The sequence below is a fragment of the Asanoa sp. WMMD1127 genome, from assembly GCF_029626225.1.
Classification (GTDB): Bacteria; Actinomycetota; Actinomycetes; order Mycobacteriales; family Micromonosporaceae; genus Asanoa.
Genome location: NZ_JARUBP010000001.1, coordinates 1591650 through 1614986 on the forward strand (window position 1 = coordinate 1591650; position 23337 = coordinate 1614986).

The 23337-nt window shown below is 70.4% G+C and carries 21 protein-coding genes, 1 tRNA gene and 1 pseudogene; 12 read left to right on the plus strand and 11 right to left on the minus strand.

Going from position 1 to position 23337, the window contains the following annotated elements:
- Positions 1-26: 26 nt before the first annotated feature.
- The 4 genes from O7635_RS07725 (at position 27) to O7635_RS07740 (ending at position 5352) form a co-directional block, all read left to right on the plus strand.
- Positions 27-1910, plus strand: coding sequence for an ABC transporter ATP-binding protein (locus O7635_RS07725; protein WP_278079722.1), 1884 nt, complete (start codon positions 27-29; stop codon positions 1908-1910).
- A 94-nt stretch (positions 1911-2004) separates the two neighbouring features.
- The gene (locus tag O7635_RS07730) at positions 2005-3345 is read left to right on the plus strand and encodes a hemolysin family protein (RefSeq protein ID WP_278079723.1); all 1341 of its coding nucleotides are present in this window, start codon (positions 2005-2007) and stop codon (positions 3343-3345) included.
- Positions 3342-4397 (plus strand): hemolysin family protein, encoded by a 1056-nt coding sequence (locus tag O7635_RS07735; RefSeq protein WP_278079724.1) that lies wholly within the window; start codon positions 3342-3344, stop codon positions 4395-4397. Before O7635_RS07730 ends, O7635_RS07735 begins: the two co-directional genes overlap by 4 nt.
- Positions 4398-4419: 22 nt before the next feature.
- A complete protein-coding gene (locus tag O7635_RS07740) occupies positions 4420-5352 on the plus strand; it encodes a nucleoside hydrolase (protein ID WP_278079725.1) in 933 nt (310 codons plus the stop codon).
- Positions 5353-5392: 40 nt separating this feature from the next.
- Here the strand turns inward: O7635_RS07740 and O7635_RS07745 are convergent, their stop codons facing one another.
- A complete protein-coding gene (locus O7635_RS07745; protein WP_278079726.1) occupies positions 5393-5677 on the minus strand; it encodes a GlsB/YeaQ/YmgE family stress response membrane protein in 285 nt (94 codons plus the stop codon).
- A gap of 186 nt (positions 5678-5863) precedes the next feature.
- On the opposite strand from O7635_RS07745, the gene O7635_RS07750 reads away from it, so the two are divergent.
- Complete coding sequence (locus tag O7635_RS07750; RefSeq protein ID WP_278079727.1) at positions 5864-6286, plus strand: response regulator; 423 nt, start codon at positions 5864-5866, stop codon at positions 6284-6286.
- Between the two features lie 68 nt (positions 6287-6354).
- Here O7635_RS07750 and O7635_RS07755 read toward each other — a convergent pair whose 3' ends face one another.
- The 3 genes from O7635_RS07755 to O7635_RS07765 form a co-directional block, all read right to left on the minus strand.
- On the minus strand, positions 6355-7182 hold the full coding sequence (locus O7635_RS07755; protein WP_278079728.1) for a hypothetical protein: 828 nt from the start codon (positions 7180-7182) through the stop codon (positions 6355-6357).
- A gap of 68 nt (positions 7183-7250) precedes the next feature.
- The gene (locus O7635_RS07760) at positions 7251-7442 is read right to left on the minus strand and encodes a hypothetical protein (RefSeq protein WP_278079729.1); all 192 of its coding nucleotides are present in this window, start codon (positions 7440-7442) and stop codon (positions 7251-7253) included.
- A gap of 1 nt (position 7443) precedes the next feature.
- Complete coding sequence (locus tag O7635_RS07765; protein WP_278079730.1) at positions 7444-8505, minus strand: M20/M25/M40 family metallo-hydrolase; 1062 nt, start codon at positions 8503-8505, stop codon at positions 7444-7446.
- A gap of 108 nt (positions 8506-8613) precedes the next feature.
- On the opposite strand from O7635_RS07765, the gene O7635_RS07770 reads away from it, so the two are divergent.
- Complete coding sequence (locus tag O7635_RS07770) at positions 8614-9387, plus strand: GntR family transcriptional regulator (protein ID WP_278079731.1); 774 nt, start codon at positions 8614-8616, stop codon at positions 9385-9387.
- Between the two features lie 314 nt (positions 9388-9701).
- On the opposite strand, the gene O7635_RS07775 is transcribed toward O7635_RS07770, so the two are convergent.
- The 3 genes and pseudogenes from O7635_RS07775 to O7635_RS07785 form a co-directional block, all read right to left on the minus strand.
- Positions 9702-9777 (minus strand) — tRNA-Lys (locus O7635_RS07775).
- A gap of 231 nt (positions 9778-10008) precedes the next feature.
- Positions 10009-10268 (minus strand): annotated as a pseudogene (locus O7635_RS07780) (histone-like nucleoid-structuring protein Lsr2); the annotation flags it as partial.
- A gap of 547 nt (positions 10269-10815) precedes the next feature.
- Positions 10816-11607 (minus strand): leucine-rich repeat domain-containing protein, encoded by a 792-nt coding sequence (locus O7635_RS07785; protein ID WP_278079732.1) that lies wholly within the window; start codon positions 11605-11607, stop codon positions 10816-10818.
- Positions 11608-11923: 316 nt separating this feature from the next.
- On the opposite strand from O7635_RS07785, the gene O7635_RS07790 reads away from it, so the two are divergent.
- From O7635_RS07790 to O7635_RS07805, 4 genes are all read left to right on the plus strand, one after another.
- Entirely contained in the window at positions 11924-12463 is a 540-nt protein-coding gene (locus tag O7635_RS07790) for an RNA polymerase sigma factor (RefSeq protein WP_278079733.1), read from the plus strand.
- Positions 12456-13709, plus strand: coding sequence for a hypothetical protein (locus O7635_RS07795; RefSeq protein ID WP_278079734.1), 1254 nt, complete (start codon positions 12456-12458; stop codon positions 13707-13709). The genes O7635_RS07790 and O7635_RS07795 overlap by 8 nt, the downstream gene beginning before the upstream one ends.
- A gap of 396 nt (positions 13710-14105) precedes the next feature.
- On the plus strand, positions 14106-14624 hold the full coding sequence (locus tag O7635_RS07800; RefSeq protein WP_278079735.1) for a hypothetical protein: 519 nt from the start codon (positions 14106-14108) through the stop codon (positions 14622-14624).
- A gap of 180 nt (positions 14625-14804) precedes the next feature.
- Positions 14805-16010, plus strand: coding sequence for an MFS transporter (locus O7635_RS07805; protein ID WP_278079736.1), 1206 nt, complete (start codon positions 14805-14807; stop codon positions 16008-16010).
- Here O7635_RS07805 and O7635_RS07810 read toward each other — a convergent pair.
- Positions 15992-16420, minus strand: coding sequence for a peptidoglycan-binding domain-containing protein (locus O7635_RS07810; protein ID WP_278079737.1), 429 nt, complete (start codon positions 16418-16420; stop codon positions 15992-15994). The genes O7635_RS07805 and O7635_RS07810 overlap by 19 nt on opposite strands.
- A gap of 129 nt (positions 16421-16549) precedes the next feature.
- Between O7635_RS07810 and O7635_RS07815 the strand changes: the two genes are divergently transcribed.
- A complete protein-coding gene (locus O7635_RS07815; RefSeq protein WP_278079738.1) occupies positions 16550-18763 on the plus strand; it encodes a tetratricopeptide repeat protein in 2214 nt (737 codons plus the stop codon).
- A 254-nt stretch (positions 18764-19017) separates the two neighbouring features.
- Complete coding sequence (locus O7635_RS07820) at positions 19018-19737, plus strand: hypothetical protein (RefSeq protein ID WP_278079739.1); 720 nt, start codon at positions 19018-19020, stop codon at positions 19735-19737.
- A 38-nt stretch (positions 19738-19775) separates the two neighbouring features.
- On the opposite strand, the gene yjfF is transcribed toward O7635_RS07820, so the two are convergent.
- The 3 genes from yjfF to O7635_RS07835 are packed head-to-tail and all read right to left on the minus strand — an operon-like array spanning position 19776 to position 23319.
- Entirely contained in the window at positions 19776-20789 is a 1014-nt protein-coding gene (gene yjfF / locus O7635_RS07825; RefSeq protein ID WP_278079740.1) for a galactofuranose ABC transporter, permease protein YjfF, read from the minus strand.
- Entirely contained in the window at positions 20786-21796 is a 1011-nt protein-coding gene (locus O7635_RS07830; RefSeq protein WP_278079741.1) for an ABC transporter permease, read from the minus strand. Before O7635_RS07830 ends, yjfF begins: the two co-directional genes overlap by 4 nt.
- On the minus strand, positions 21793-23319 hold the full coding sequence (locus O7635_RS07835; RefSeq protein ID WP_278079742.1) for a sugar ABC transporter ATP-binding protein: 1527 nt from the start codon (positions 23317-23319) through the stop codon (positions 21793-21795). Before O7635_RS07835 ends, O7635_RS07830 begins: the two co-directional genes overlap by 4 nt.
- Between the last annotated feature and the right edge of the window lie 18 nt (positions 23320-23337).

A 23337-nucleotide genomic window follows, 5' to 3' on the forward strand; every position in this document is an offset into this window, starting at 1 on the left:
GCCCCCCGTGATCCGAGGAGCGGCCAGTGGCGATCGACGAGCGCGTCCGTGACGACGAAGACCTGCTACCCGAGCTGGAAGCGGCCGGCTGGCTGCACCACAGCGCGTCGTTCGCGGAGACCAGCTTCTGGGCGGTCGCCCGGCGGCTGCCCGCGATCGTCCGTGAGGCGACCGCGCTGGCCTGGGCCGCCAACCGGCTCGACACCCTCGCCGCGATCGGCTTCAACATCGTGGCCGGCATCGCCACCACCTTCGGGCTGCTGGCCACCAGCACCGTGCTCACCGAGCTCTTCGCGGCCGGCCCGACGCCGGACCGGATCAGGGCCGCCCTGCCGGCCCTGGCCGCGGCCGCGATCGCCGTCTCGGCCCGCGGCGCGCTGACCATCGCGGCCGGTTGGGCGCAGGCCCGGATCGCCCCGCAGATCAACTACGAGGTCGAGCTGCGGCTCTTCGGCGCCACCACGGCGGTCGGGCTGGCGGCGTTCGACGACTCGGGCTTCGCCGAGGAGATGGACCGCGCCAAGGACCGCGGCATGCTCGAAGCGGCGTCGATCGTTAACTCCAGTGTGGACCTGTTGACCGGTCTCGTGCGGGTGGCCGCCACCGCCGCCGCGATCGCCGTCATCGAGCCGATCCTGCTGCCCTGCCTGATCGTCGCCGCCGTCCCGTCGGCCGTCACGGCCGTGCGGATGGCCCGCCGCGAATATCTCGCGATGCTCGCCTGGATCAGCCGCCGCCGGAAGATGTGGCTGCTGGGCAGCATCATGGCCAACCGGCACACCGCGGCCGAGGTGCGCAGCTACCAGATGCGCGACTTCCTGCTGGGCCGCTACTCGCGGATCATGCGCAACCAGACGGCGGCCGAGATGCGGCTCGTCCGGGCCCAGACGGGCACCCGCACCGTCGGCGCCGCGGTCGGCGGCCTGGCCAGCCTCGCCCTCTACGGCCTGCTCGGCTGGCTGCTGGTGCACGGCGCCATCCCGCTGGCGGCGGCCGCCACCGCGCTGCTGGCCCTGCAGGCGGCGCAGATGGGCCTCAACACGGCGATCTACGCGACCAACCGGCTCTACGAGGACGCGCTCTACTACGGCGACTTCCGGGCGTTCGTCGACAAGGCGTGGGCCCAGGCGCCCGAGCCCGGCGGGGAGCCGGTCACCGGGTTCGACGAGATCCGGCTCGACCGGGTCAGCCTGCGCTATCCCGACACCGACACGCCGGCCGTCGACGACGTCTCGCTGACCGTCCGCAAAGGACACGTGATCGCGCTGGTGGGCGAGAACGGGTCGGGCAAGTCGAGCCTGGCCAAGCTGCTGGCCGGTCTCTATCCGCCCACCGCCGGCACGATCACCTGGAACGGGGTCGACGCCGCCCGGCTCGACCCGGTCAGCCGGGCCGCCCACGTCGCGGTGATCACCCAGGACTGGTGGAAGTTCCCGTTCACGGCGCACCAGAACATCGCGGTCGGGCGCACGCACCGGGAGGCCGGCCCGACGATCGTCGACGCCGCGACCGCCGCGTCGGCCCACGAGATGATCGAGGAACTGCCCAACGGGTACGCGACGCTGCTGAACCGGCAGTTCAAGGACGGGCACGACCTGTCCGGCGGCCAGTGGCAGCGGCTGGTGGCGGCCCGCGGCTTCTATCGCGACGCCAGCCTGCTGATCTGCGACGAGCCGTCGTCGGCCCTGGACGCCCGGGCCGAGCACGCGATGTTCCAGCAGCTGCGCCGTCGCCCCGACCGGACGGTGGTGCTGATCACACACCGGCTGGCCAACGTGCGGCACGCCGACCAGATCTACGTGCTGCACCACGGGCGCATCGTGCAACACGGGACACACGACGAGTTGATCACCGCTGGCGGCCTCTATCAGGAGCTTTTTCATCTTCAGGCGAGCGGCTATCTCGCTTAGCTGATCTTCAGCGAACCCACAGCGAGTCCGGATAATCTCGGTTGGTGGATGAAGGCAGTAGTACCGGGCCGGTCTCGCACCGGCTTCCCCAGTCATGTTGATCCTGGCGGGCCTCGCGCTCATCGTCGTGCTGACGTTGGCGACCGGCTTCTTCGTGGCCCAGGAGTTCGCTTACGTCGCCGTCGACCGCAACAAGCTGCGCGCCGAGGCCGAGGCGGGTGACGCCGCTGCCGAGCGCGCCTTGCGGGTGACCTCCCGACTCTCGTTCATGTTGTCCGGCGCTCAGCTCGGCATCACGGTCACCGCCCTGCTCGCCGGTTACTTCGCCGAGCCGTACCTCGGTGAAGGTCTCGCCGACGTGATCGGCCTGACCGGCGCCTCCGAGGCGCTCACCACCACTATCTCGGTGATCATCGCGCTGGTGGTCGCGACCGTCGTGCAGATGGTGGTCGGCGAGCTCGCGCCGAAGAACTTCGCGATCGCCAAGCCGGACACGCTGGCCCGGGCCCTGTCGCGGTCGACGCTCGCCTACATGACGATCGCCGGCCCGTTGATCAAGTTCTTCGACGCCACGTCCAACCGGCTGCTCCGCACGGTCGGCATCGAGCCGGTCGAGGAGCTGCCGCAGGGCGCCACCACCGAAGACCTCGACCGGATCATCGAGAGCTCCCGCCAGTCGGGTGTGCTCGACCCGGACACGTCGCGCCTGCTCGACCACGGCCTCGACTTCCGCACCCGGACCGCCGGCGACGCCATGGTGCCGCGGGTCGACGTGGTGACGATCAACGCCGACGACCCGGCCGTACGCGTCGTCGAGCTGCTCGACACCGGTCACACCCGTTTCCCGGTGCTCGGCACCGCCGTCGACGACGTGCGCGGCATCGTCGCGGTCGCCGACGTGGTTGACGTGGAACCGGCCGACCGCGGCACGGTGACGGTCGGCTCGCTCGCCGCGCCCGCCGTGCTGGTGCCCGAGACGTTGCCGCTGCCCGCGGTGCTGGAACGGCTGCGCGCCGAGCACCGCCAGCTCGCCTGCGTGATCGACGAGTACGGCGGTTTCGCCGGCGTGATCAGCCTCGAAGACGTCGCGGAGGAGCTGGTCGGCGAGATCCACGACGAGGATGACCTGCCGCAGCCGGCCGTCCGCCGCCGCTCCGACGGCGCCTGGTCGGTGCCGGGCCGTTGGCGGCTCGACGAGGTCGCCGAGGCGAGCGGCGTGGTGCTGCCGTCGGCGCCGACCTACGACACGGTCTCCGGCCTGGTGCTGCAGGCCCTCGGCCGGGTGCCTCGACCGGGTGACGAGGTCGTGGTCGAGCTGCCGCCGGTGCTGACCGAGGACGCGGAACCCGTCTCGCCGGGCCGCGCCCGACTGCGGGTCGACTCCGTGCGCCGGCACGTGCCCGACGAGGTCTCGCTGCAGGTGGTGCCGGCATGAGCACGACCTGGGCCTTAATCATCTCGGTGTTGCTGCTGGTGGCCAACGGTTTCTTCGTGGCCGCGGAGTTCGCGCTGGTCGCGTCGAAGCGGCACCGGCTGGAGCAGGCCGCCGCCGCCGGCAACCGGTCGGCCCGCTCGGCCATCGCCGGCGTACGCGAGCTGTCGGTCATGCTGGCCGGCGCGCAGCTCGGCATCACCCTGTCGACGCTGGGCCTCGGCGCGCTGGCCGAGCCGGCCTTCGACCACCTGCTGCACCCCGTGTTCGACGCGATCGGGTTGCCATCCGGGTTCTCGTACGTCCTCGCGTTCCTGCTCGCGATCGTGATCGTGAGTTTCCTGCACGTGGTCGTCGGCGAGATGGCGCCGAAGTCGTGGGCCATCAGCCATCCCGAACGGTCGGCGCTGCTGCTGGCCCGCCCGTTCCGCGCCTTCACCTGGGTGACCCGGCCCGCCCTGCTGGCGCTCAACCGGCTGGCCAACGCCATCCTGCGGCTGTTCCGCGTGCAGCCGCAGGACGAGCTCGCCCAGGTGCACGGCGCCGACGAGCTGCGGCTGCTGCTCCAGTCGTCGCGCGAGCACGGCACGATCGCGGCCGCCGAGCACGAGCTGCTGACGGCGATGCTGGCGGTGCAGAACACGACGGTGGCGCAGGTGATGACGCCGCTGGCGGAGGTCGTGTCGGTGCCACCGTCGGCGCCGGCCCGGGAGGTCGAGCTGACCAGCCGGAGTTCGGGCCGTTCCCGGCTCGCGGTGATCTCGGGTGACGGCGCGGTCCGGGGCTTCGTCCACGTGCGGGAGGCGGTGCGGGCGACCACGGCCGGCACGTCGATGACGGCGAGCGACCTGATGTCGTCACCGCTGACGCTGGGCGCGGCCCTGCCGGTGGCGGCGGCGGTCCGGATGATGCGCGAACACCGGGCCCAGCTGGCCGTCGTCACCTCCGACGACGACGTCGTCGGCGTGGTGGGCCTGGAGGACATGCTCGAGGAGCTGATCGGGGAGTTCGACGACGAGACGGACCGCATCGTGAGCGCGGCGACCCGGCGCTGACCGGGCATCTATCGTCGTCAGGATGACGCCTCTGATCGTCGACTGCGATCCGGGTCACGACGACGCGCTCGCGCTGTTGCTGGCGGTGGGTGATCCCCGGCTGCACGTGCTGGGGGTCACCACCGTCGCGGGAAACCAGACGCTGGCCAAGACGACCCGGAACGCGCAGAGGATCCTGGCTCTGGCCGGGGTCACCGACGTCCCGGTCGCGGCCGGCTGCGATCGGCCCCTGGTCGGCGAGCTGCACGTCGCCGAGGACATCCACGGCGCGTCCGGGCTCGACGGCCCCGACCTCGACCTGCCGGTGGCGCCGCTCGCGGACGAGCACGCCGTCGACCTGATGCGGCGGCTGATCGTGGGCTCGGCCGAGCCGGTCACGGTGGTCGCGCTCGGGCCGTTGACGAACGTCGCGCTGCTGCTGCGCCGGCATCCCGAGGTCGCGCCGCGGGTGTCGCGGATCGTGTTCATGGGCGGGTCGACCGAACGGGGCAACACCACGCCGTACGGCGAGTTCAACATCGTCACCGACCCGGAGGCGGCCGACATCGTGCTGCGGTCGGGGTTGCCGATCACGATGATCGGGCTGAACGTCACCCATCTGGCCCGGGCCACGCCGGCGATCATCAACTCGTTCCAGGCGCTCGGGACCCGCGTGGGCGCGGTCTGCGCGGAGCTGATGACCTTCTTCGCGAGCGCCTACCAGCAGGTCTTCGGGTTCGCGGACCCACCGGTGCACGATCCGATCGCCGTGGCCGCCGTGCTGGAACCGGCGCTCCTCCGGACGGTCGCCGTTCCGGTCACCGTCGAGCTGACCGGCGCGTACACCCGTGGTGCGACCGTCGTGGATCTCCACCAGCGGTCCGGTCGCGTGCCGAACGCCGATGTCGCGGTCGGGCTGGATGTGGACGCTTTCTGGGGCCTGTTGACGGCGGCGGTTCGGCGGCTGAACGCGTAGGTGCCCCGGCCGGGCGGCCGGGGCACCGTTGTCGCTTTGGTCAGCGGGTGACGCCGCGGCGGCCGCGGCCCACCAGGCCGACCGTCAGGGCCACACCGACAGCGGCCAGGGCGATCTGCAGCAGCAGCTCGCGCCAGTCGATCCAGCCATCGGTGTCGGCGAATCCGCCGGCCCGGGCGATGGCCGAACCGATGAGAGCGGCCACGACGCCGATGACCAGCGTGAGCCACAACGGGATGTTCTGGCGGCCTGGCACAACCAGACGGCCCAGCGCGCCGATGATCAGACCGATGATCAGCGCGGTGATGATCCCACCTGCGGTCATGGTTGTTCCTCCTAGTCGGGGGTTCGCGTCACGTGGTGACGGCCGTAGATTCCCGACGCCGGGGCGCATCAAACGCGAGATCGTGGACGTCGGCCTTTCGGCGGCGTGACTCGGGGCACCTACACTGTCGGCGACCACCGGTGACCCGACCTGAGGACACCTGCCGGTGCTCTGGTGGAGGGGTGCATGAGACGCGAAGCAGGACCGCTGCGGATTCTGGTCGTCGAGGACGACGACGGCGACGCCATGATGATCCGCGAGGCGCTCGAAGGGGTCACCACACCGGCGACGCTGCACCGCGTCGCCGACGGCGAACAGGCTCTGGAGTTCCTCCGCCAGCCGTCCGACGGGCGCCCCGACATGATCCTGCTGGACCTCAACATGCCCCGGATGGACGGGCGCGAGACGCTGGTCGCCCTCAAGCGTGACCCGGACCTCAAGTCGATTCCGGTGATCATCCTGACCACCTCGGACGACATCCGCGACGTCGCGGGCATGTACCAGGAACACGCGAACGCGTTCGTGACCAAACCGATGGACTTCGACGCCCTCGAGGCGGTCGTGCAGCAGATCCGCCGCTTCTACGAGAACGTCGCCGTCCTGCCCTGACGCGAAGGTGGCCGACCCCCTTGCCGGGGGGCCGGCCACTGCTATGTCGGGAGGCGTCTTGGCTTGTGTCACTGGAACTGGCTGAGTTGTTCGTCGATCTCGTGGTCGAAGCGGTCGAGGGTCCTGGCCAGGGTGGTGTGTTCGGCGGGGGTGCCGATGGCGGAGCGGTCGCGTATGCCCCGCCAGTAGGTGGCGAGCGCCTGGGCGGCCCACCACGGGTTCGTGCTCCAGGCCGCAGGGATGGCGAAAGGCTCGCTGGTGTCAGGCAGCTTGACGCCGTGTGGGCGCAGACCGCGGCGACTGACTGACCGGCCGCCGTACACGGGTAGGGCAAGGTTCATACGGCGGTCCGGCCAGCTCGCGTATACCGATCTGAAGGCCGTCCATGGCGCGTGCACGCTGCCGAAGAAGCCGGCGGCGGTGACCCCGCTGGGAGTCACGATGACCAGCGGCCGCGGCGCTCCTCGCCAAAGGAAGACACTGTGGAGGGTCGCGAGGCCGATGACCAGGGCACCGACTGCCGCTATCGCCCAGTCGAGCGCGTCCAGCGCTCCCACCCGCATCCTCATGATCAGGTGGCCGGCTGGGAAGGCGCTCGCCAGGACCAGGGCGACGGCGCGAGTGGTCGCCCTGGCGGGTAGCAGGAGGAAGGCGTCCCGGTGCACGGTGAACGATCGCGGCTGTCGGGCGCCGTCCCGCCAGCTGTAGACCGACGTCCGCCACAGCAACAGGACCCCGATGATCGACGGAACGTAGAGGCCGATGGCGACCAGGGCGTCCGCGGGTCGTGGGACGGCGACGACACCGGCGACACACGCCAATGTGGCGATGATGGTGGCACTGATGGCCAGTCGGGCGCGCCGCGCGACCCACACTGGGGACCCGTCCGAGGTCATCCGTTGATTCTCCCACAATGATGATCGCAATCGATGTTCGAAGTGAGCGCACGACGACGCGATCCGGGTCAGGCCTCGGAGTCGTCGTAGTCGGGGCGATCGACCTGCGGCCGCAGCTGGGCCACCACGATTGCCACGAGGAAAGCGACGCCGAGGATCAGGCACAGCCAGAGCGGCCACTGCGGGAACACCGCGGTCAGCAGGTACGGAGCCGTCAGCACGGCGAGCGCCAGGACGATGCCGGCGGTCCGGCGGAGCATGTCAGCCTCCGTTGCCGAGCAGACGGGCCACCAGAGCGGCGAGGAGGGCCGCGCGGTCGGGCATCGCACGCAGGTCGACCCACTCGCCGGCGGCATGTGCGTTGCCGCCGACCGGACCGAGCCCGTCGAGGGTCGGCACTCCGAGGTGGGCGGTGAGGTTGCCGTCGGAGGCGCCGCCAACGGCGACGGCGGCCGGTGCGGGCAGCCCGAGGCCTTCGGCCACCTCGACGGCCAACCGGTGCAGGGCGGCGCCGGCCGTGGAGGCGGGCATGGCCGGCCGGTGCACGCCGCCGCGTACCGCCAGGCTCGTGCCGTCGACCGCGGGCCGCAGGCGATGCACGGCCTGGTGCACCCGGGTGAGCTCGGCGTCGTCGAAGGACCGCACGTCGATCGCGACCCGGGCCGCCGCCGGGACGCTGTTCTCGCTGGTGCCGGCGGTCAGCATGGTCGGTGTCACGGTGGTCTCGCCGCGGCCGAGGCCGGTGATGGCCAGCACCTGGTGGGCCAGCTCCACACCGGCGTTGGCGCCCGCGGCCGGGGCGAGCCCGGCGTGTGCCGCCCTGCCGGTGATGGCGAGGTGATAGCGGGCAGCGCCTTTGCGAGCGACCTTGAGCGCCCCGTCGGCGCTGGGCTCGCACACCAGCGCGGCGTGCGCGGTGCGGGCGTAGTGCTCGATCAGCGTCCGCGAGGTCGGCGAGCCGATCTCCTCGTCGGCGCTGACGACGACGCTGACACCGTCGAGCGACCGCAGTGTCGCCAACGCGTGGAACAGCTGGACCAGACCCGCCTTCATGTCGAAGCAGCCAGGGCCGGTGGCCCGGTCGCCGTCGACCTGAAACGGCCAGTGGGCCAGCGTGCCCACCGGCCACACCGTGTCGTGGTGGCCGAGGAGCAGCACCCGGGTCGGGCCGTGGCTCCAGACCAGATGCGCGCCCGCCCGCTGCGGCGGGGAGCCGAGCAGGCGCGCACCGAGCTGGGCCACCACTGCGGCGCTGACGGCCGTAGCGGCCGGGTCGCTCGACGGCGACTCCGCAGACACCAGTTCGGCCAAGTCCTCGATCATTCGATCCTCCGAAGGTTCATATGGTCTAGACAATCAGGCTGGCACGCCGCCTCGACGCGCGTCAATAGTTCGACTACATTGACTAGACATCTGGTGGACGGAGGGGTCGTGGCGGCATACCGGGGCGAGGGTGCACCCGCCTATCAGCGCATCGCAGCCACGTACCGCGACAAGATCATGTCGGGTGAGCTGCGTCCGGGCGACCAGCTGCCGACAGAGGCCGACATCGCCGACCAGTTCCACGTCGTGCGCCAGACCGTGCGCAACGGCCTCGGCGTCCTGATCACCGACGGGTTGATCGTGGCCCGCCGGCCGCACGGCTATTTCGTGCGCGACCGCGAGCACATGGTCTACCGGCCGCAGCAGAAGTCCCGGCCGCAGCCGGCCACGCCCGCGATGGACCGGTTCTCGCAGCAGATCCTCGCGGAGGGCCGCACACCGAGCTACGTCATCGAGGTCACGCTGGTCCAGGCCGGCCCCGACCTCGCGGACCGGCTCCACCTCGACCAAGCCGCAACGGTCGTGGCCCGGCGCCGGATCCGCCTGATCAACGGCGAGCCGACGAACATCAACGACTCGCACTTCCCGATCGACCTGGTCAAGGACTCGGAGATCATGTCGCCGGCGTACCTGCCGCGCGGCACCGACCAGGTCCTGGCGGAGTTGGGTTACCGCCAGGACCACGCGATCGACGAAATCTTCGTACGAATGCCAACCCCCGACGAAACACACCGCCTGCGACTGGGCCCCGGCACTCCGGTCGCGGTCCACTACGACACGGGCTACACAGCCGCAGGCCTACCGGTCCAGTGCGCCGTCAACGTCCTGCCCGGCGACCGCCACAAAATCGTGTTCGAACGTCACTGGCCAACCAACACCTGACCGACTCAGCAGATCGAACGCCGACCGCGTGGCCCACTCCTGGTCGACCAGCACTATGAACTCGTCCATACGGTCATTCCAACCGTAGGGGCACCTGATCCTCTCCAGCTGCTGTTCCCCAGCTTCCACAACAAGTGCCTGGAAAGCGGTCTGGCGGCCACGCTCGCGCAGGCAAATCCGCAGTCGTCCACGATGTGGATGTCGCCGACGCACGCGATCCGGCCGGACGACGCACGAGCATTTCAGGTGCCCTCAGGACTCTCGGACACCGGACGCAAAGGACCAACCTGTCGCCGAACGATCACCGACGAATTTGGTGGGCCGCCAGGGACTCGAACCCTGAACCTATGGATTAAAAGTCCACTGCTCTGCCGGTTGAGCTAGCGGCCCGCGGGGCTCAGGCTACCTGACCTGCGGGAAAACGTGGAGCCAGTTCCGCTGTTCGCCATGGTTCGGCTACCGTGGCGAACGCTCGAGCAACTCTCGAGCACCCACGGGGTTGGCAGCTCGGCAGGTCACGCGGGCCTCGGCCTGATTCGGTGGCGTAGGCACGAGGCGTTGGCCGTTGATGTGTGCCAGGCCACGTCTGTGCGCCGGGTGGGTGCCGCGTCGGCGGCTGCCCTTGGCGCGGTACTCGTCGACGATCTCCCGCAAGATGCGTCCCCGGTCGGAGATGTCCTTGCCTTCCTTCTTCGCCCAGGCGCGGATCGCCTTGTTCTGCTCGCGGTCGGCGGCGCCGCCACCCCGGCCCACCTTGGAGCCGGCCGCCAGGTAGGGCGCGACACCGGCGGCCATTGGACGCCGTCGATGCAGTACGCGACGGTGTAGTCGGCGTCGCTGTTCCTGCCCGGCGACACAATTGGCGGGAGGCCGCGCAGGATCTGCCATGAGCTCGCCCGCAGCCCGCGCAGGTTCGCGAACAGCATCCGGTAACGGTCGTGAAGGGGCTGTCCGTGGCGCCGATCGGCCCGAGCCAGCCCTGTTGGTCACCGCGGAGGAGGGCCTGCGTCTGGCGGGTGAGCATCCCTGGCACGTCAGTGTCGATCATCGGCGGCGCATACGACGGGACCGGCGCCACCGTCTGACGGTCCACGGGCGCATCCCACGCGAGGCCGACCAGCACCGCGACCACAATGGACCCGCCCACGCCCGCAGCCCACCAGCAACCGGAGCCCTTGTCGTCGTTGGTGGCGGATCCGTCCTCGGCGCGTCCATCAACGACTCCCTCGATCGCAGTGACGCCGTTCGATCCACCACGACTGTAGACGGTGGGTCACGTACGGCGATCCGTTGCGGTTCAGGCGTCGGTGGCGATGCGGGTCGGATGGCGGCGCCCTCGCGCTGGTCGGCGCACGAGAACGCCGCCGCGGTAGGGGATACGGCATCAGAGCCGGATCAAGTGCCCTCGCCGGGCAGTCGATGGCGGGTTCACCAGTCTGGCTGCGGCTGCGGAACGGCGCGGCCGCCCTGATGGGGGTGCGGTATGTAGCCATCGGCCGGTTTCGGCAGCGCTTCCGCGCAGGTGGTGGAGCAGGCGTTCACCAGCAGCGGCAGCACGTCCGTGGCAACGCGCAGGGAGATCCACAGCTGCTGGAACGTGGCCGGGTCCACCTGCCCGTCGCAGACACTGCATCCGCGGATGGCCTCGACGCTCCACAGCTGCGGGTCTAGACCGTCGTGCGCTGGCTGGGCGGCCAGGGCCCCTGCTGGCTGCAGCCTCGGGAACGGCGGTCGGTACTTGAAGTTCCCGTACAAGGCGCGGGTGCTGACGGTGCTGGAGCGCAAGTTCGGGCATCGGGTCAGCTCGTACGGGAACCAGTGAAGCGAGTACGAGGTGTACGGCTCGAACACCTCGAGGCTGGTCATCGCGCCGATCTCCGGCGGGATCCGTACCAGCGGGCTGCCGTAAAGCACGAAATGCCTGACACGGGTCAGCTTCGCGATCGTGGGTGGCAGCGTGACCAGGTCCGCCCGCTCGCTCGGCGTGAGGTCGACCAGCGGCCGAAACACGTCCCGCCCATCGGCTGCGGCCTCGTCGATCAGCTCGAGCAGCCGCCGCCACCCAGCCGAGGACGTGTCCTGGCGCTCACCGTGGAACCTGACCCGCGCATTGGGCTGGTGGAAGCATCTCTCCGCGGCTCTTACCGGACTACGCCCGGCCGCGTCAGCGGCAAAGCGGTTCGGGAGCAGCCGTGGCGTCGGATCGCGCTGGTCGTCCATGGCCGCAACCTAACCAGACTCGGCACTGCCCGCAGGCGTCATCGCCGTGGCTATCATCTATCCACCCATAACGCAGTGACCGGGCTTTAGCGGCCGGTGGCAGCGCCCCGTCGGCAGCCAACCTGACCGGACCTCGCGAAATTCGACACCGGCCGCTTCCTGGCCGGGGCGAGGGCGAGGTAGCCGGCAGCGCGGGCGAATGGCCGCTCAATTACTGATAGCTGACGGCGGACCGTCTTCCGCAGCCGGGGGAACCTTTCGGCTGTCCTGTTCGTCGCCAGTATGAAGCCCGCGCGCACAGGATTGGACGGCGTCATTGAGCCATCGAGAGCTCATCCGAGATCTGTACGTCGCCAGCTACCAGCGGCTGGTGTTGCAGCTCTACCCAGTGACCGGCGAACTCGGCGACGCCCAGGACGTTGTGCAGGAGGCGTTCGTCAAGCTCCTCGCGTCGCCAACCCAGGCGTCCGCGCTCGACAACCCAGAGGCGTGGCTACGGACCGTGGCCGTGAACCTGGCCCGCACCCGACGACGACGTCGAAACAGTATGCGGCGGCTGATCGGCCGAGCCGACGCCAGGACTATGGACGTGCCCGGCGCCAGCCCGGACCACGTCGCCTTGATGACAGCAATGCGCACGTTGCCCTCCGGGCAGCGCGACGCGATCGCCCTGCACTACCTCGCTGACCTACCGATCACCGAGGTCGCCGACCTGCTGAAGGTCTCGGTCGGCACGGTGAAGTCGCGGCTCTCGCGCGGCCGGACCGCACTGGCACAGCTGCTCGGAGAGACCGCCGAGGACCTCAAACCCGAACCTGTTCGCGTGAGTACATGGAGGAGCGCAGACCATGTCTGAGGTGCACCAGCGCTACGACCGCACCGCGGTCGCCGACCGGATCACCCAGCCGCCCTTCACCGAACTGGTGGATCGAAGCCGCCGCCGCACCCTCCGCACCCGCAATGCCCGCCTTGCCGCTGTGGCGGTGGCGGCCGCGGTGACCCCCGGCCTGCTCCTGGCCGTGCCGGGAGACAACGGACCGGACACCTCAGTGGCCCTTCCCACCGCCTCCCCGGCACAGTGGGACGCCTCCGACATCATCGTCGAGTTCTTCAACATCCGTTACGGAGTAGCCCAGTACCCAGGCCAGTCCTGTGGCGAAGGGTCGCTGTCCGTGACGCGCGACGGCGGAAAGACCTGGAGCTCGCTGCGTCCTCATCCCACAATCTCTGCCGCGTCGACTCACCCGAACAGCCACGAGGAGCCGGCCTGCACGCGGGCGGCCGCCGTGGTGGCCGCTCCGGACACACTGGTGATCCCGGCGACGTCCCCGCAGCCCGGCTTGGCCGAAGCGCCGGCCTTCATCAGCCACGACGACGGTCAAACGTGGCGCGAGTACCAGCCGCGGATCAGGACGGCCGACTCCGTGCCGGACGGGATCGTCCCGCGATGGCCGTGCGACGAGCGACGGTGCAAGGAGGAAGGGCTCGGCTGGTACGACCCGGAGACCGGCGATTGGATGGTGCTGAAGAACCAACCGCAGGGTGTCGAGTTCGTCAGCGTGTCGGTCGGGTTCGACGGCAGCCTGTGGGTCAGCGGCTCCGGTCCAGACGGTTCCGGCGACTTCCAACTCGCCGTCAGCCGCGACCGGGGCCGTAGCTGGGTGGACCGGACCCCCGCCGAAGACATCGACTGGCTCGCCCCCGCGGGCATGGTCACCGCGTACGACGGCACCACCGCCTATTTGTCCCCGATGAAAGACACCACAGAACCCGACCCGTTCTCGCTGTACCGCACCACCGACGGCGGTAAGACCTGGGACCCACAACCCGCCGCGCGACAGTTCAACGACATCGTCTTCGCGTGGACCAACCGCCAGGGCGGACTCAACGTCGCAGACCTGGCACACCACCAGCACCTCTCCACCGACGGCGGCAAAACCTTCGCACCAACCACATCACCGGTATGGGGTGCGACGCCCATCACCGGCGGCCTCCAGGGATGGCCGATCGACATCGCCGCAGCGGACCCCGTCGACCTTTACCTCAGCGAAGACGGCCAGACATGGCAGCCCGTCGAAATCCCCTACTACCAGCGGTCCTGACACAGCCTGTCACCAGCGCCGTCGCCGGGTGCCTGCGCACGGCACCATGTGCTGCCGGAACCCATGTCAGCGGGCAGGCAATCGAAGAAGCCGGGCGATGCTCGGCAGATCGAGAACGCATCGGAGTGTGCTGATCCGCGCCCGCCCGACCGCGAGGAATCTGACACGCCTAAATCGTCGCGGTTCGTCTTGGTGGTGAACCGCTGCGGTCAGCGTCTTCGGGGTCGTCGGCGTGTTCGTCGCAGAGCAGGACGAACCAGCGAAGCTGTGGAACCTCGCGGTTGTGCTGATCAGCACCGCTCTGATGGCTGCGGCCATCTGGGCGGAACGGACGCCCTTCGCTCGCAGGCTGCCGCTCGGGCCGCGGTCATCGGCGCGGCTGGTTCCGTTCTGCTCATGACGATCGGGCTGCTCGTGAATCCGTACTACGGGCCACGCGCGACTGACTTTCCCAAAGGTGATCAGCGCATGCACGAAATATGGGCGAGCAGCGCTGAGAACGTTGCGTTTCCCATGGGCAAGGGGGACTGGGTAGCAACCGATTTCGAGGTGAACCAGGCCTATATTCGGTCCGTCGAGGTGGCGGCCGGCGCGGATGGCCCGGGCAAGCTGCAGCTCGCGATATACGACCTGCATCAGCAGGAGTTGGCATCAGGTGAGGCCGCGGTGGTCGACTGGCGTGCGAAGTACACGTTCGAGCGGCCGGTAGACGTCCGGGCTCACCTCGGCAAGCGGTTGCTGCTGGTGGCTCGCAATGTATGGCCGGTGGCGGTGCGCACCTACTTCACGAAGAACGATCGAGTTCCCGCCGCGACAAGTTACCGGTCCTGCGGCAACAATCGGATCATCGATTGCCCCAGCCGAGAGGCGGGTGACCTGAGCGCGATCGTCGTCGGACGCTGGCACCCGTGGTGACGGGCGAGTGAAGGATCCGGTCGACCGGTATGGTGCTTGGATGATTCCAGCGGCCGCCTTCGCGCGCTGGATCACTCCGCCGCTGCCGCTCTACGGCGACGATCACGACCGCGGCGACTTCGCTCCCTGAGACGGGCCTCGTGCCTGTCTCTTTCCCTTGACCCTTGGGAGCGTCGTCCTATGTCTACTGTCCAATCTGTCCTGCGCGCCCCGCGCGTGCCTACCCTGCTCGCCGCCAGTCAGGTCGGCCGCCTGCCTCTGGCGGCCGGGCCCTTGGCCCTCCTGCTGTTCGCCCGGGAGTCCGTCAGCCTCGCGCTGGCCGGGCTGGTCGTCGCGGTCTACACCGCCGGCATGGCGGTCAGCGCGCCGATGCTCGCCCGCTCCGTCGACCGGTGGCGGCAGCCACCCGTCCTGTTCGCTTCGTCGGCCTTGTCCGCCGCCGGCTTCGTCGCCGTGGCCAGCGGGGGTGGCGACCTCGTGGTCACGCTGGTCGGCGCCGCGTTCGCCGGGCTCGGCACGCCGCCGTTGGAGGCCTGCCTGCGCGCGCTCTGGCCCGCGCTGGTGCCACCGCCGGCCGTCGCGGCCGCGTACACCGTGGACATCGCCCTTCAGGAAGTGATCTTCGTGGCCGGGCCGCTGGTGACACTGGCGGCCGTCGGCGTCGCCGGTCCGCCGGCCGGGCTGTTCGCGGCGGCCGCCTGCCAGCTCGCCGGCGCGATCGTGTTCGCCCTCTCGCCGCCGGTCCGGGCGTGGCGTGGTGAGCCCGCGCCGCGGCACTGGGCCGGTCCGCTGCGGGTGCCGCGGTTCGTCGTCCTGGTTGCGGGCGTGGTCTGCACGGGCGCGGCGGTCGGCAGCCTGCCGGTCGTCATCACCGGGTACGCGGAGGCGGCCGGCGACCGTGCCCTCAGCGGCTGGCTTCTCGCCGCGCAGGCCGGGGGCGCACTGGTCGGCGGCCTGCTCTACACCCGGGCGAAGCAAGGCGGACCGGGCCGGCTGCCAGTGCTCGCGGCCTGCTTCGCGGTCGGCTACCTGCCGTTGCTGCTGATGCCCGGCCTGGGTGCGATGGCCGTCCTGGTCGCGCTCAGCGGCGTCGCTCTACCGCCGCTGCTGACCGCCGTCTTCCTGACCACCGACCGGCTCGCCCCACCCGGCACCGTGGTCGAGGCGTTCGCCTGGATCGTGACGGCGTTCACGGTGGGCAGCGCGACCGGCGCCGCGCTGACCGGTCCGCTCGCGGCGACCGACCTGCGGGCCGGGTTCGCCCTCGCGCCGGTGGCGGGCCTGCTCGCCGTGGTCGCGATGGCCGCCGTCCACCCATGGCGGAGGGCCCGCCAGGACGACGCGCGGGCCCTCGACGATCAGGTGGTTCAGACCGGCGACCGGTAGCAGATGCCCTGCTGGCCGTTGTGGTGCACCCAGCGCAGCACCTTGCGGGTCTGCGGGCCGTAGACGCCGTCGGCGGTGAGGCCGTTCGCCGCCTGGATCCAGGTGATGACGTTCCTGGTCTTGGCGCCGTAGACGCCGTCGACGCCGCCGGTGTCCCCGTTGTTGCAGAAGACCAGCGCGGTCTGCAGGACCCGTACGGCCGGTCCCGTGTTGCCCTGGCCCAGCACGCAGTTGACCGATCCGTTGCGTGCCGGCAGGTCGACGTAGAAGCCCGGCAGCACGCCCGCGTAGCGGCGGACGCTGTCGCAGTTCGGCAGTGGTGCTGCCGCCGCTGGGGAGGCGGCGAAGAAGACGGCCGGCAGGGCGAGCGCCACCGCGGCGACGAGGGACATCAACATGCGCAGTCTCATGCCATCACTCCTGTACGGGGTCGAATCGAATACAGCGACATGTTTAAATCCTTCACAGTTGGGCCACCCGCACCCAGGCCAGCAACCGGCCACCTACCGGCCGTTTCGACCGCGAGACCGGATAGCAGGATGGTTGACGACCCCGGCACCGCACCGCTCGCGGCGCTGCTGCGCGCGTGGCGGGAGCGGGCGCTGCTCACCCAGGAGCAGCTCGCCGAGCGCACCGGGCTGGGCGTGCGCACCATCCGCCGCCTGGAGACCAGCCGCCTCCACCAGCCGCACAGCGGTTCCCTCCGGCTGCTGGCCGACGCCCTCGGCCTCAGCGACGAGGAGCGCACGCTGCTGGCCGTGACGGCCCGGGGTCAGCCGGCCCCGCCGGCGCCGGCCGGCCCGGCCCCGCCCCGCCAGCTGCCACCGGACATCGCCGGGTTCGCCGGCCGCACGGAGCAGCTCGCCGATCTCGACACGTTGGCCGCCCGGGCCAACACCGTGGTGATCTCCGGAACGGCCGGCGTCGGCAAGACGGCGCTCGCCCTGCGGTGGGCGCACCGGGTGGCCGAGCGGTTCCCCGACGGCCAGCTCTACGTCAACCTGCGCGGCTTCGATCCGGGTCGGCCGCCGATGCCGCCGTACGAGGCGATCCGCGGTTTTCTGGACGCCTTCGCGGTCGCGCCGCAGCGGATCCCGGCGGACGTGGACGCCCGGGCCGCCCTTTATCGCAGCCTGGTGGCCGGCCGCCGCCTGCTGGTCGTGCTCGACAACGCACGCGACGCCGACCAGGTGCGGCCGTTGCTGCCGGGCAGCCCCGGCTGCCTGGCCGTGGTGACCAGCCGGCACCGGCTCACCAGCCTGGTCGCCACCCACGACGCCGCGCCGCTCGCGCTCGACCTGCTGACCGTCGCCGAGGCCCGGGACCTGCTGACCCGCCGCCTGGGCCCGGATCGCGCCACCGGGCCCCTGGATCGGATCATCGACGGCTGCGTACGGCTGCCACTCGCCCTGGCCATCGTCGGCGCGCGGGGCGCCACGCATCCCGAGCTCACCCTCGACGCGCTCGCCGCCGAGCTGGCCGACGCCCGCACGGCGCTCGACGCGCTGACCGCCGGCGACGCCGCGACCGACGTACGCGCGGTGTTCGCCTGCTCCTACCGTGACCTGAGCCCGGCTGCCGCCCGGTTGTTCCGGCTGCTCGCCGTGCAGCCCGGCCCCGACATCGCGCTGCCGGCCGTCGCGAGCCTGGCGGCTGACCCGGCGCCGCCGGTGGCCGAGCTGACGGCGGCGCACCTGCTCACCGAGTCCGGCTCGGGCCGTTACGCGTTCCACGACCTGCTGCGCGCCTATGCCGGCGAGCTCGTCGAGACCGACCCGGAGCGGGCGTCGGCGTTGGACCGGCTCCTCGACCACTACCTGCACACCGCACACGCGGCCGCGTTGACGCTCAACCCGCACCGCCACCCGACCGTGCTGCCACCGGCGCGGTCCGGTGTCGCCCCCGAGCCCATCACCAAACACGACGGCGCGCTGGCCTGGTTCGCCGCCGAGCACGCGGCATTGGTCGGGGCGATCCGGCAGGCGCCGCTGGGCCCGGTCACCTGGCGACTGGCCTGGACGCTGGTGGACTTCCTCGACCGCCAGGGCCACTGGCAGGACCAGGTCGTGGCGCAGACCGCCGCCCTGCGGGCCGCGCGCCGGCTCGACGACCATGTCGGGCAGGCGTTCTCCCACCGCGGGCTCGCGCTCGCTTACGGCCGGCTCGGGCGGGACGTCGAGGCGCACGAGCACTACCGGCATGCGCTGGACGCCTTCGGCGCGGCCGGCGACCTCGTCGGCCAGGCCCGCACGCACCTGAGCCTGGCGTCGGTGTTCGAGCGGCAGCAGCGCTTTCCCGAGGCGCTCGACCAGACCCAGCGGGCGCTGGCCAACTATCGCGCGGCGGCCGCGCCGGCGGGCGAGGCCGAGGCGCTCAACGCGGTGGGCTGGTGCCACGCGCTGCTCGGCGACCATCGGCAGGCGCTGCACCATTGCGCCGAGGCGTTGGCGCTGCTGCGGGAGGTCGGCGACCGGCACGCCGAGGCCAACACCTGGGACAGCCTGGGGTACGCGCACCACCACCTCGGCGACCATCGCGAGGCGATCCGGTGTTACCGGGAGGCGGTCGAGCTGTTCCGGGAGATCGGCGGCCGCTACTTCGAGGCGGACACCTTGACCCGGCTCGGCGACACCCAACAGGCGGCCGGCGACCCGGCCGGAGCGCGCGAAACGTGGCAGCACGCGCTGGCCATCCTCGACGACCTCGGCCATGCGGACGCCGACCGGGTGCGCGGCAAACTGGCCGCCGTCTGACTTTTCCGATTAGCGGAAAGCCACTCAGGCTGGAGCCCGTACCTCGTTGGGATTAGTGAGATGGGTGGATGGCGGCCGCGATGATCCGGCAGCGGGTGGCTGTCCGCGTGGCTATCAGTGCAGCTCAAACGCAGTGCAGGTGGCGCTTTTGGGCGTTCACGCAATTGTGTTGTGCACGAATTAAGGGCTCGACTTCGGCTGTGTCGGCGGCGCAGGCTTAGTCGGCCGGTGACGGGCCGGTCCGGGAGGGCGCAATGGCCACAAGTGCGTTCAACAAATGGGTGCAGGATGGACGTTTTTGGCGAGACGCCCGGCCTATCGCGGAAACGAAAGTATTGCTGAAAGCCGCCCATCCCCACACGGTGGTGGGCAGTCCGGCGCTGACCCGCACGCAGGGCGGCATCCAGACCGACGACAGCCATCTCCACGCGTCCCCACCGTTGGACCACACGCCCTACTCGGCCGACGCGTGGCCCGATCCGTTGCCCGGCTATGTGGTCTGCGCGATCGACTACATGGACAACACCGGCGGGCTCGACTGTGGAGCGTTGTTCACGCGCTGGCTCGCCGACTGCAAGGCCGGCCGCCGGCCGTGGACCAAATACCTGATCTGGCAGGGCAAGAGCTACAGCGTCCGCAACGACTGGGTCGCACAGGATGCGGACGGCCATTTCGACCACATCCACGAGTCGGTGCGCACCGACTGGATCGAGAAAAGCATCGGAAGCTACAACCCGTTCGGCGCCGCTCGCCTACCGGAGGACGACATGAGGCTCATCATCGCCAAGGAGAAGGGCGACGCGCGGGTGTACGTCGGCAACGGCGTCACCCGACGACACATCGCGAACCAGAACGACCTGAGCAACCTGCAGCACTGGCTGAAGAAGCGCGGTTACACCGCCGACGAGATCGAGGTGCACGAGTTCAACCCCGGTACTCTCGACGGCGTGCTCGGCGCCCTGCTCCGCGACTAGCTTTCCCACCGCACCGCGGCGGGCCTGGGAACGACCCTTCAGCGGCGGCGCCGGGTGACGGCGCGCTGCAGGACGATGAAGACGAACAGGAACAGGCCGATGAAGATCTTCGTCCACCAGGAGCTGAGGTCGCCCTGGAAGGTGATGATCGTCTGGATGAGGCCGAGCACGAGCACGCCGAGGACCGTGCCCAGCAGATAGCCGGAGCCGCCGGTGAGCAGCGTGCCGCCGATGACCACGGCGGCGATGGCGTCGAGTTCCATGCCCGAAGCGTGCAGTCCGTAGCCGGAGAGCATGTAGAAGCTCAGCAGCACGCCGCCGAGAGCCGAGCAGAGCCCGCTGATCGTGTAGACGGCGATCCGGGTGCGGCCGACCCGCAGGCCCATCAGCATCGCCGACTGTGGGTTGCCGCCGACGGCGTAGACATCGCGGCCGAACGTCGTGTAGGCAAGCACGTACGCGGCGATCAGCACGACGGCGAGCGCGACCAGCACGCTGACCGTGATGAACCAGCCGCCCATCCAGAGCTTGGTGTCGGCGGCCCACGACCAGAACGGGTCGTCGATCCGGATGGACTCGGTGCTGATCACGTAGCAGAGGCCGCGGGCGAGGAACATCCCGGCCAGCGTCGCGATGAACGGCTGCACGTCGAAGTAGTGGATCACCAGACCCATGCCGAGCCCGATGGTCGCGCCGATCAGCAGCGCCACGGGCAGCACGAGGGCGGCCGGCCAGCCGTTCTCCAGCAGCAGCGCGACCACCATCGTGGTCAGCGCGACCACCGCGCCGACCGACAGGTCGATGCCGCCGGTCAGGATCACGAAGGTCATCCCGACCGCGACCACGAGCAGGAACGCGTTGTCGATGAAGATGTTGAGCACGATCTGCGTGTCGGAGAAGCCGGTGTAGTTGACGACGCCGACGCCGTACATCAGGGACAGCAGGATCGCGGTCGCGGTGACCGGCACGTACTTCTGGCGGATCGGGAACCTGCGCAGCCGGCCCGCGGTGGCCGCCGGCTGCGGGGGCGCCGGGGTCTCGAGGTCGATCATGCCGATACCTCCGCGGGCGTGCGACGGGACAGCCGGGCGCGGAACGCGGGTGACTGCACCAGGCAGAGGATCACCACGACCACCGCCTTGAAGAGCAGCGTGACCTCGGGCGGGATGCCGATCGTGTAGATGGTCGTGTCGAGCGTCTTGATCAGCAGCGCTCCGACCACGGTGCCGGCGATCGAGAAGCGGCCGCCGAGCAGCGAGGTGCCGCCGATCACCACGGCCAGGATCGCGTCGAGCTCGATCAGCAGGCCGGCGTTGTTGCCGTCGGCGCTGGACACTGTCGAGCTGACCATCAGGCCGGCCACGCCGGCACAGACCGCGCAGACCACGTACGCGATGATGATCAAGCGGCGGGATCGGATGCCGGCCAGCCGGCTGGCGTCGGCGTTTCCGCCGACCGACTCGAGCAGCATGCCGAACGCGCTGCGCCGGGTGACCAGGGCGACCGCGGCGACCAGGGCCGCGGCGATCACCACCGGCACCGGGATCGCCAGCAGGAAGCCCGTCGCGATGGCCTTGTAGGGCGGCGAGTTGACGTTGATGATCTGGCCGTCGGTGATCAGCTGGGCGACGCCTCGGCCGGCCACCATCAGGATCAGCGTCGCGATGATCGGTTGGATGCCGATCACGCCGACGAGGAAGCCGTTCCAGAGTCCGAGGCCGGCGCAGAGCAACAGGGCGAGAGCCACGGCGACCAGGACGCCGCCCACCGCGCCCTGGTCCGCCAGGCCGGCGATCTGCTGGCAGGCCAGCGCGCCGGAGATCGCCACGACGGCGCCGACCGACAGGTCGATGCCGCCGGTCGCGATGACCAGGGTCATGCCGAGGGCGACCAGCACCAACGGCGCGCCCTGGCGCAGGATGTCGATCAGGCTGCCGAACAGGTGCCCGTCGCGCACCTCGACGGCGAAGAAGCCGGGCGTGAAGAACAGGTTGCTGAGCAGCAGCACCACCAGCATCGCGACCGGCCAGAAGAGGCGGTGCCGGACGAGCGTCGTCATGCCACGCCTCCACTCGCGATCGCCGCCATGACCCGGTCGGTGTCGAGCCCGTCGGTGTTCTCGAGCTCGGTGACCAACCGCCGGTCGCGCAGTACGGCGACCTTGTGGCTGAGCCGCAGCACCTCTTCGAGCTCGGCCGAGATGAACAGCACCGCCATGCCGCCGTCGGACAGCTCGACCACGAGACGCTGGATCTCGGCCTTGGCGCCGACGTCGATGCCCCGCGTCGGCTCGTCGAGGATCATCAGCTTGGGCTCGGTGATCAACCAGCGGGCCAGCAGCACCTTCTGCTGGTTGCCGCCGCTGAGGTTGCGCACCGGGATTTCCGGGTCGGCCGGGCGGATGTCGAGTGCCTTGACGTAGCGGGCGACCAGCTCGTCCTGGCGGCCGCGCGGCACCGGCCGGGCCCAGCCGCGGTCGGCCTGCAGCGCCAGGATGATGTTCTCCCGGACGGTCAGCTCCTCGACGAGCCCGTCGGCCCGCCGGTTCTCCGGGCAGTACGCGATCTTGTGGCGCATCGCCGCCTGCGGTCCCCGGAAGCTGACCGGGCGGCCGTCGACCGTGAGCTGGCCGGCGTCCGGCCGGTCGGCGCCGAAGAGCAGCCGGGCGATCTCGGTGCGCCCGGAGCCCAGCAGCCCGGCCAGCCCCACCACCTCGCCCTTGTGGATGGCCAACGAGAACGGCGCGATGGCCCCGGTGCGGCCCAGCCCCTCGGCGCTGACGACCGGCGTGCCACGCTCGAGCACCGCCACCTCGCGGCGCGGCGCCTCCTCGATGTCCTCCAGCACGGCCAGCTCTTTGCCGATCATGGCGGAGACCAGGTCGAGCTGGCTCAGCTCGGCGGTGCGCCACTCGCCCACCCGCCGCCCGTTGCGCAGCACGGTCATCCGGTCGGCGATCTCGTAAACCTGGTCGAGGAAGTGCGTCACGAACAGGATCGCGATGCCCTCCTCCTTGAGGCCGCGGACGACCCGGAACAACTGGTCCACTTCGGACGCGTCGAGGCTCGAGGTGGGCTCGTCGAGGACGAGCACCTTGGCGTCGACGTCGAGAGCCCGGGCGATCGCGACCATCTGTTGTACGGCGATCGAATGGCTGCCGAGATCAGAGCCGACGTCGATCGACAGCTGGAGCCGCGCGAGCAGCTCCTCGGCCCGCCGCCGCATCGCCGACCAGCGGATCCGCCCGAACCGGGTGGGCGCCCGCCCGATCAGCACGTTCTCGGCGACCGACAGGTTGGGGCAGAGGTTGATCTCCTGGAAGACCGTGCTGACCCCGGCCTGCTGAGCCTGGTGCGGCCCGGCGAACGCGACCGACTCACCGGCCAGCGTGATGTCGCCCTGGTCGTGGTGGTACGCGCCGGTCAGCACCTTGATCAGGGTGGACTTGCCCGCGCCGTTCTCGCCCATCAGGGCGTGCACCTCGCCCGGGTACAGCCGCAGGTCGACGCCGTCGAGCGCGACGACGCCCGGGAACCGCTTGCCGATGCCCCGCATGACGAGCACGGGCTCCCTCTCGGACATGGTCCTCTCCTGTGCCTG

Bases quoted from the DNA above. Each gene is read 5' to 3' on its own strand.
- O7635_RS07730 (WP_278079723.1), top strand. From the start codon at position 2,005: ATGTTGATCCTGGCGGGCCTCGCGCTCATCGTCGTGCTGACGTTGGCG.
- O7635_RS07735 (WP_278079724.1), top strand. From the start codon at position 3,342: ATGAGCACGACCTGGGCCTTAATCATCTCGGTGTTGCTGCTGGTGGCC.
- O7635_RS07740 (WP_278079725.1), top strand. From the start codon at position 4,420: ATGACGCCTCTGATCGTCGACTGCGATCCGGGTCACGACGACGCGCTC.
- O7635_RS07745 (WP_278079726.1), bottom strand. From the start codon at position 5,677: ATGACCGCAGGTGGGATCATCACCGCGCTGATCATCGGTCTGATCATC.
- O7635_RS07750 (WP_278079727.1), top strand. From the start codon at position 5,864: ATGAGACGCGAAGCAGGACCGCTGCGGATTCTGGTCGTCGAGGACGAC.
- O7635_RS07755 (WP_278079728.1), bottom strand. From the start codon at position 7,182: ATGACCTCGGACGGGTCCCCAGTGTGGGTCGCGCGGCGCGCCCGACTG.
- O7635_RS07760 (WP_278079729.1), bottom strand. From the start codon at position 7,442: ATGCTCCGCCGGACCGCCGGCATCGTCCTGGCGCTCGCCGTGCTGACG.
- O7635_RS07765 (WP_278079730.1), bottom strand. From the start codon at position 8,505: ATGATCGAGGACTTGGCCGAACTGGTGTCTGCGGAGTCGCCGTCGAGC.
- O7635_RS07785 (WP_278079732.1), bottom strand. From the start codon at position 11,607: ATGGACGACCAGCGCGATCCGACGCCACGGCTGCTCCCGAACCGCTTT.
- O7635_RS07795 (WP_278079734.1), top strand. From the start codon at position 12,456: ATGTCTGAGGTGCACCAGCGCTACGACCGCACCGCGGTCGCCGACCGG.
- O7635_RS07800 (WP_278079735.1), top strand. From the start codon at position 14,106: ATGACGATCGGGCTGCTCGTGAATCCGTACTACGGGCCACGCGCGACT.
- O7635_RS07805 (WP_278079736.1), top strand. From the start codon at position 14,805: ATGTCTACTGTCCAATCTGTCCTGCGCGCCCCGCGCGTGCCTACCCTG.
- O7635_RS07810 (WP_278079737.1), bottom strand. From the start codon at position 16,420: ATGAGACTGCGCATGTTGATGTCCCTCGTCGCCGCGGTGGCGCTCGCC.
- O7635_RS07815 (WP_278079738.1), top strand. From the start codon at position 16,550: ATGGTTGACGACCCCGGCACCGCACCGCTCGCGGCGCTGCTGCGCGCG.
- O7635_RS07820 (WP_278079739.1), top strand. From the start codon at position 19,018: ATGGCCACAAGTGCGTTCAACAAATGGGTGCAGGATGGACGTTTTTGG.
- yjfF (WP_278079740.1), bottom strand. From the start codon at position 20,789: ATGATCGACCTCGAGACCCCGGCGCCCCCGCAGCCGGCGGCCACCGCG.
- O7635_RS07830 (WP_278079741.1), bottom strand. From the start codon at position 21,796: ATGACGACGCTCGTCCGGCACCGCCTCTTCTGGCCGGTCGCGATGCTG.
- O7635_RS07835 (WP_278079742.1), bottom strand. From the start codon at position 23,319: ATGTCCGAGAGGGAGCCCGTGCTCGTCATGCGGGGCATCGGCAAGCGG.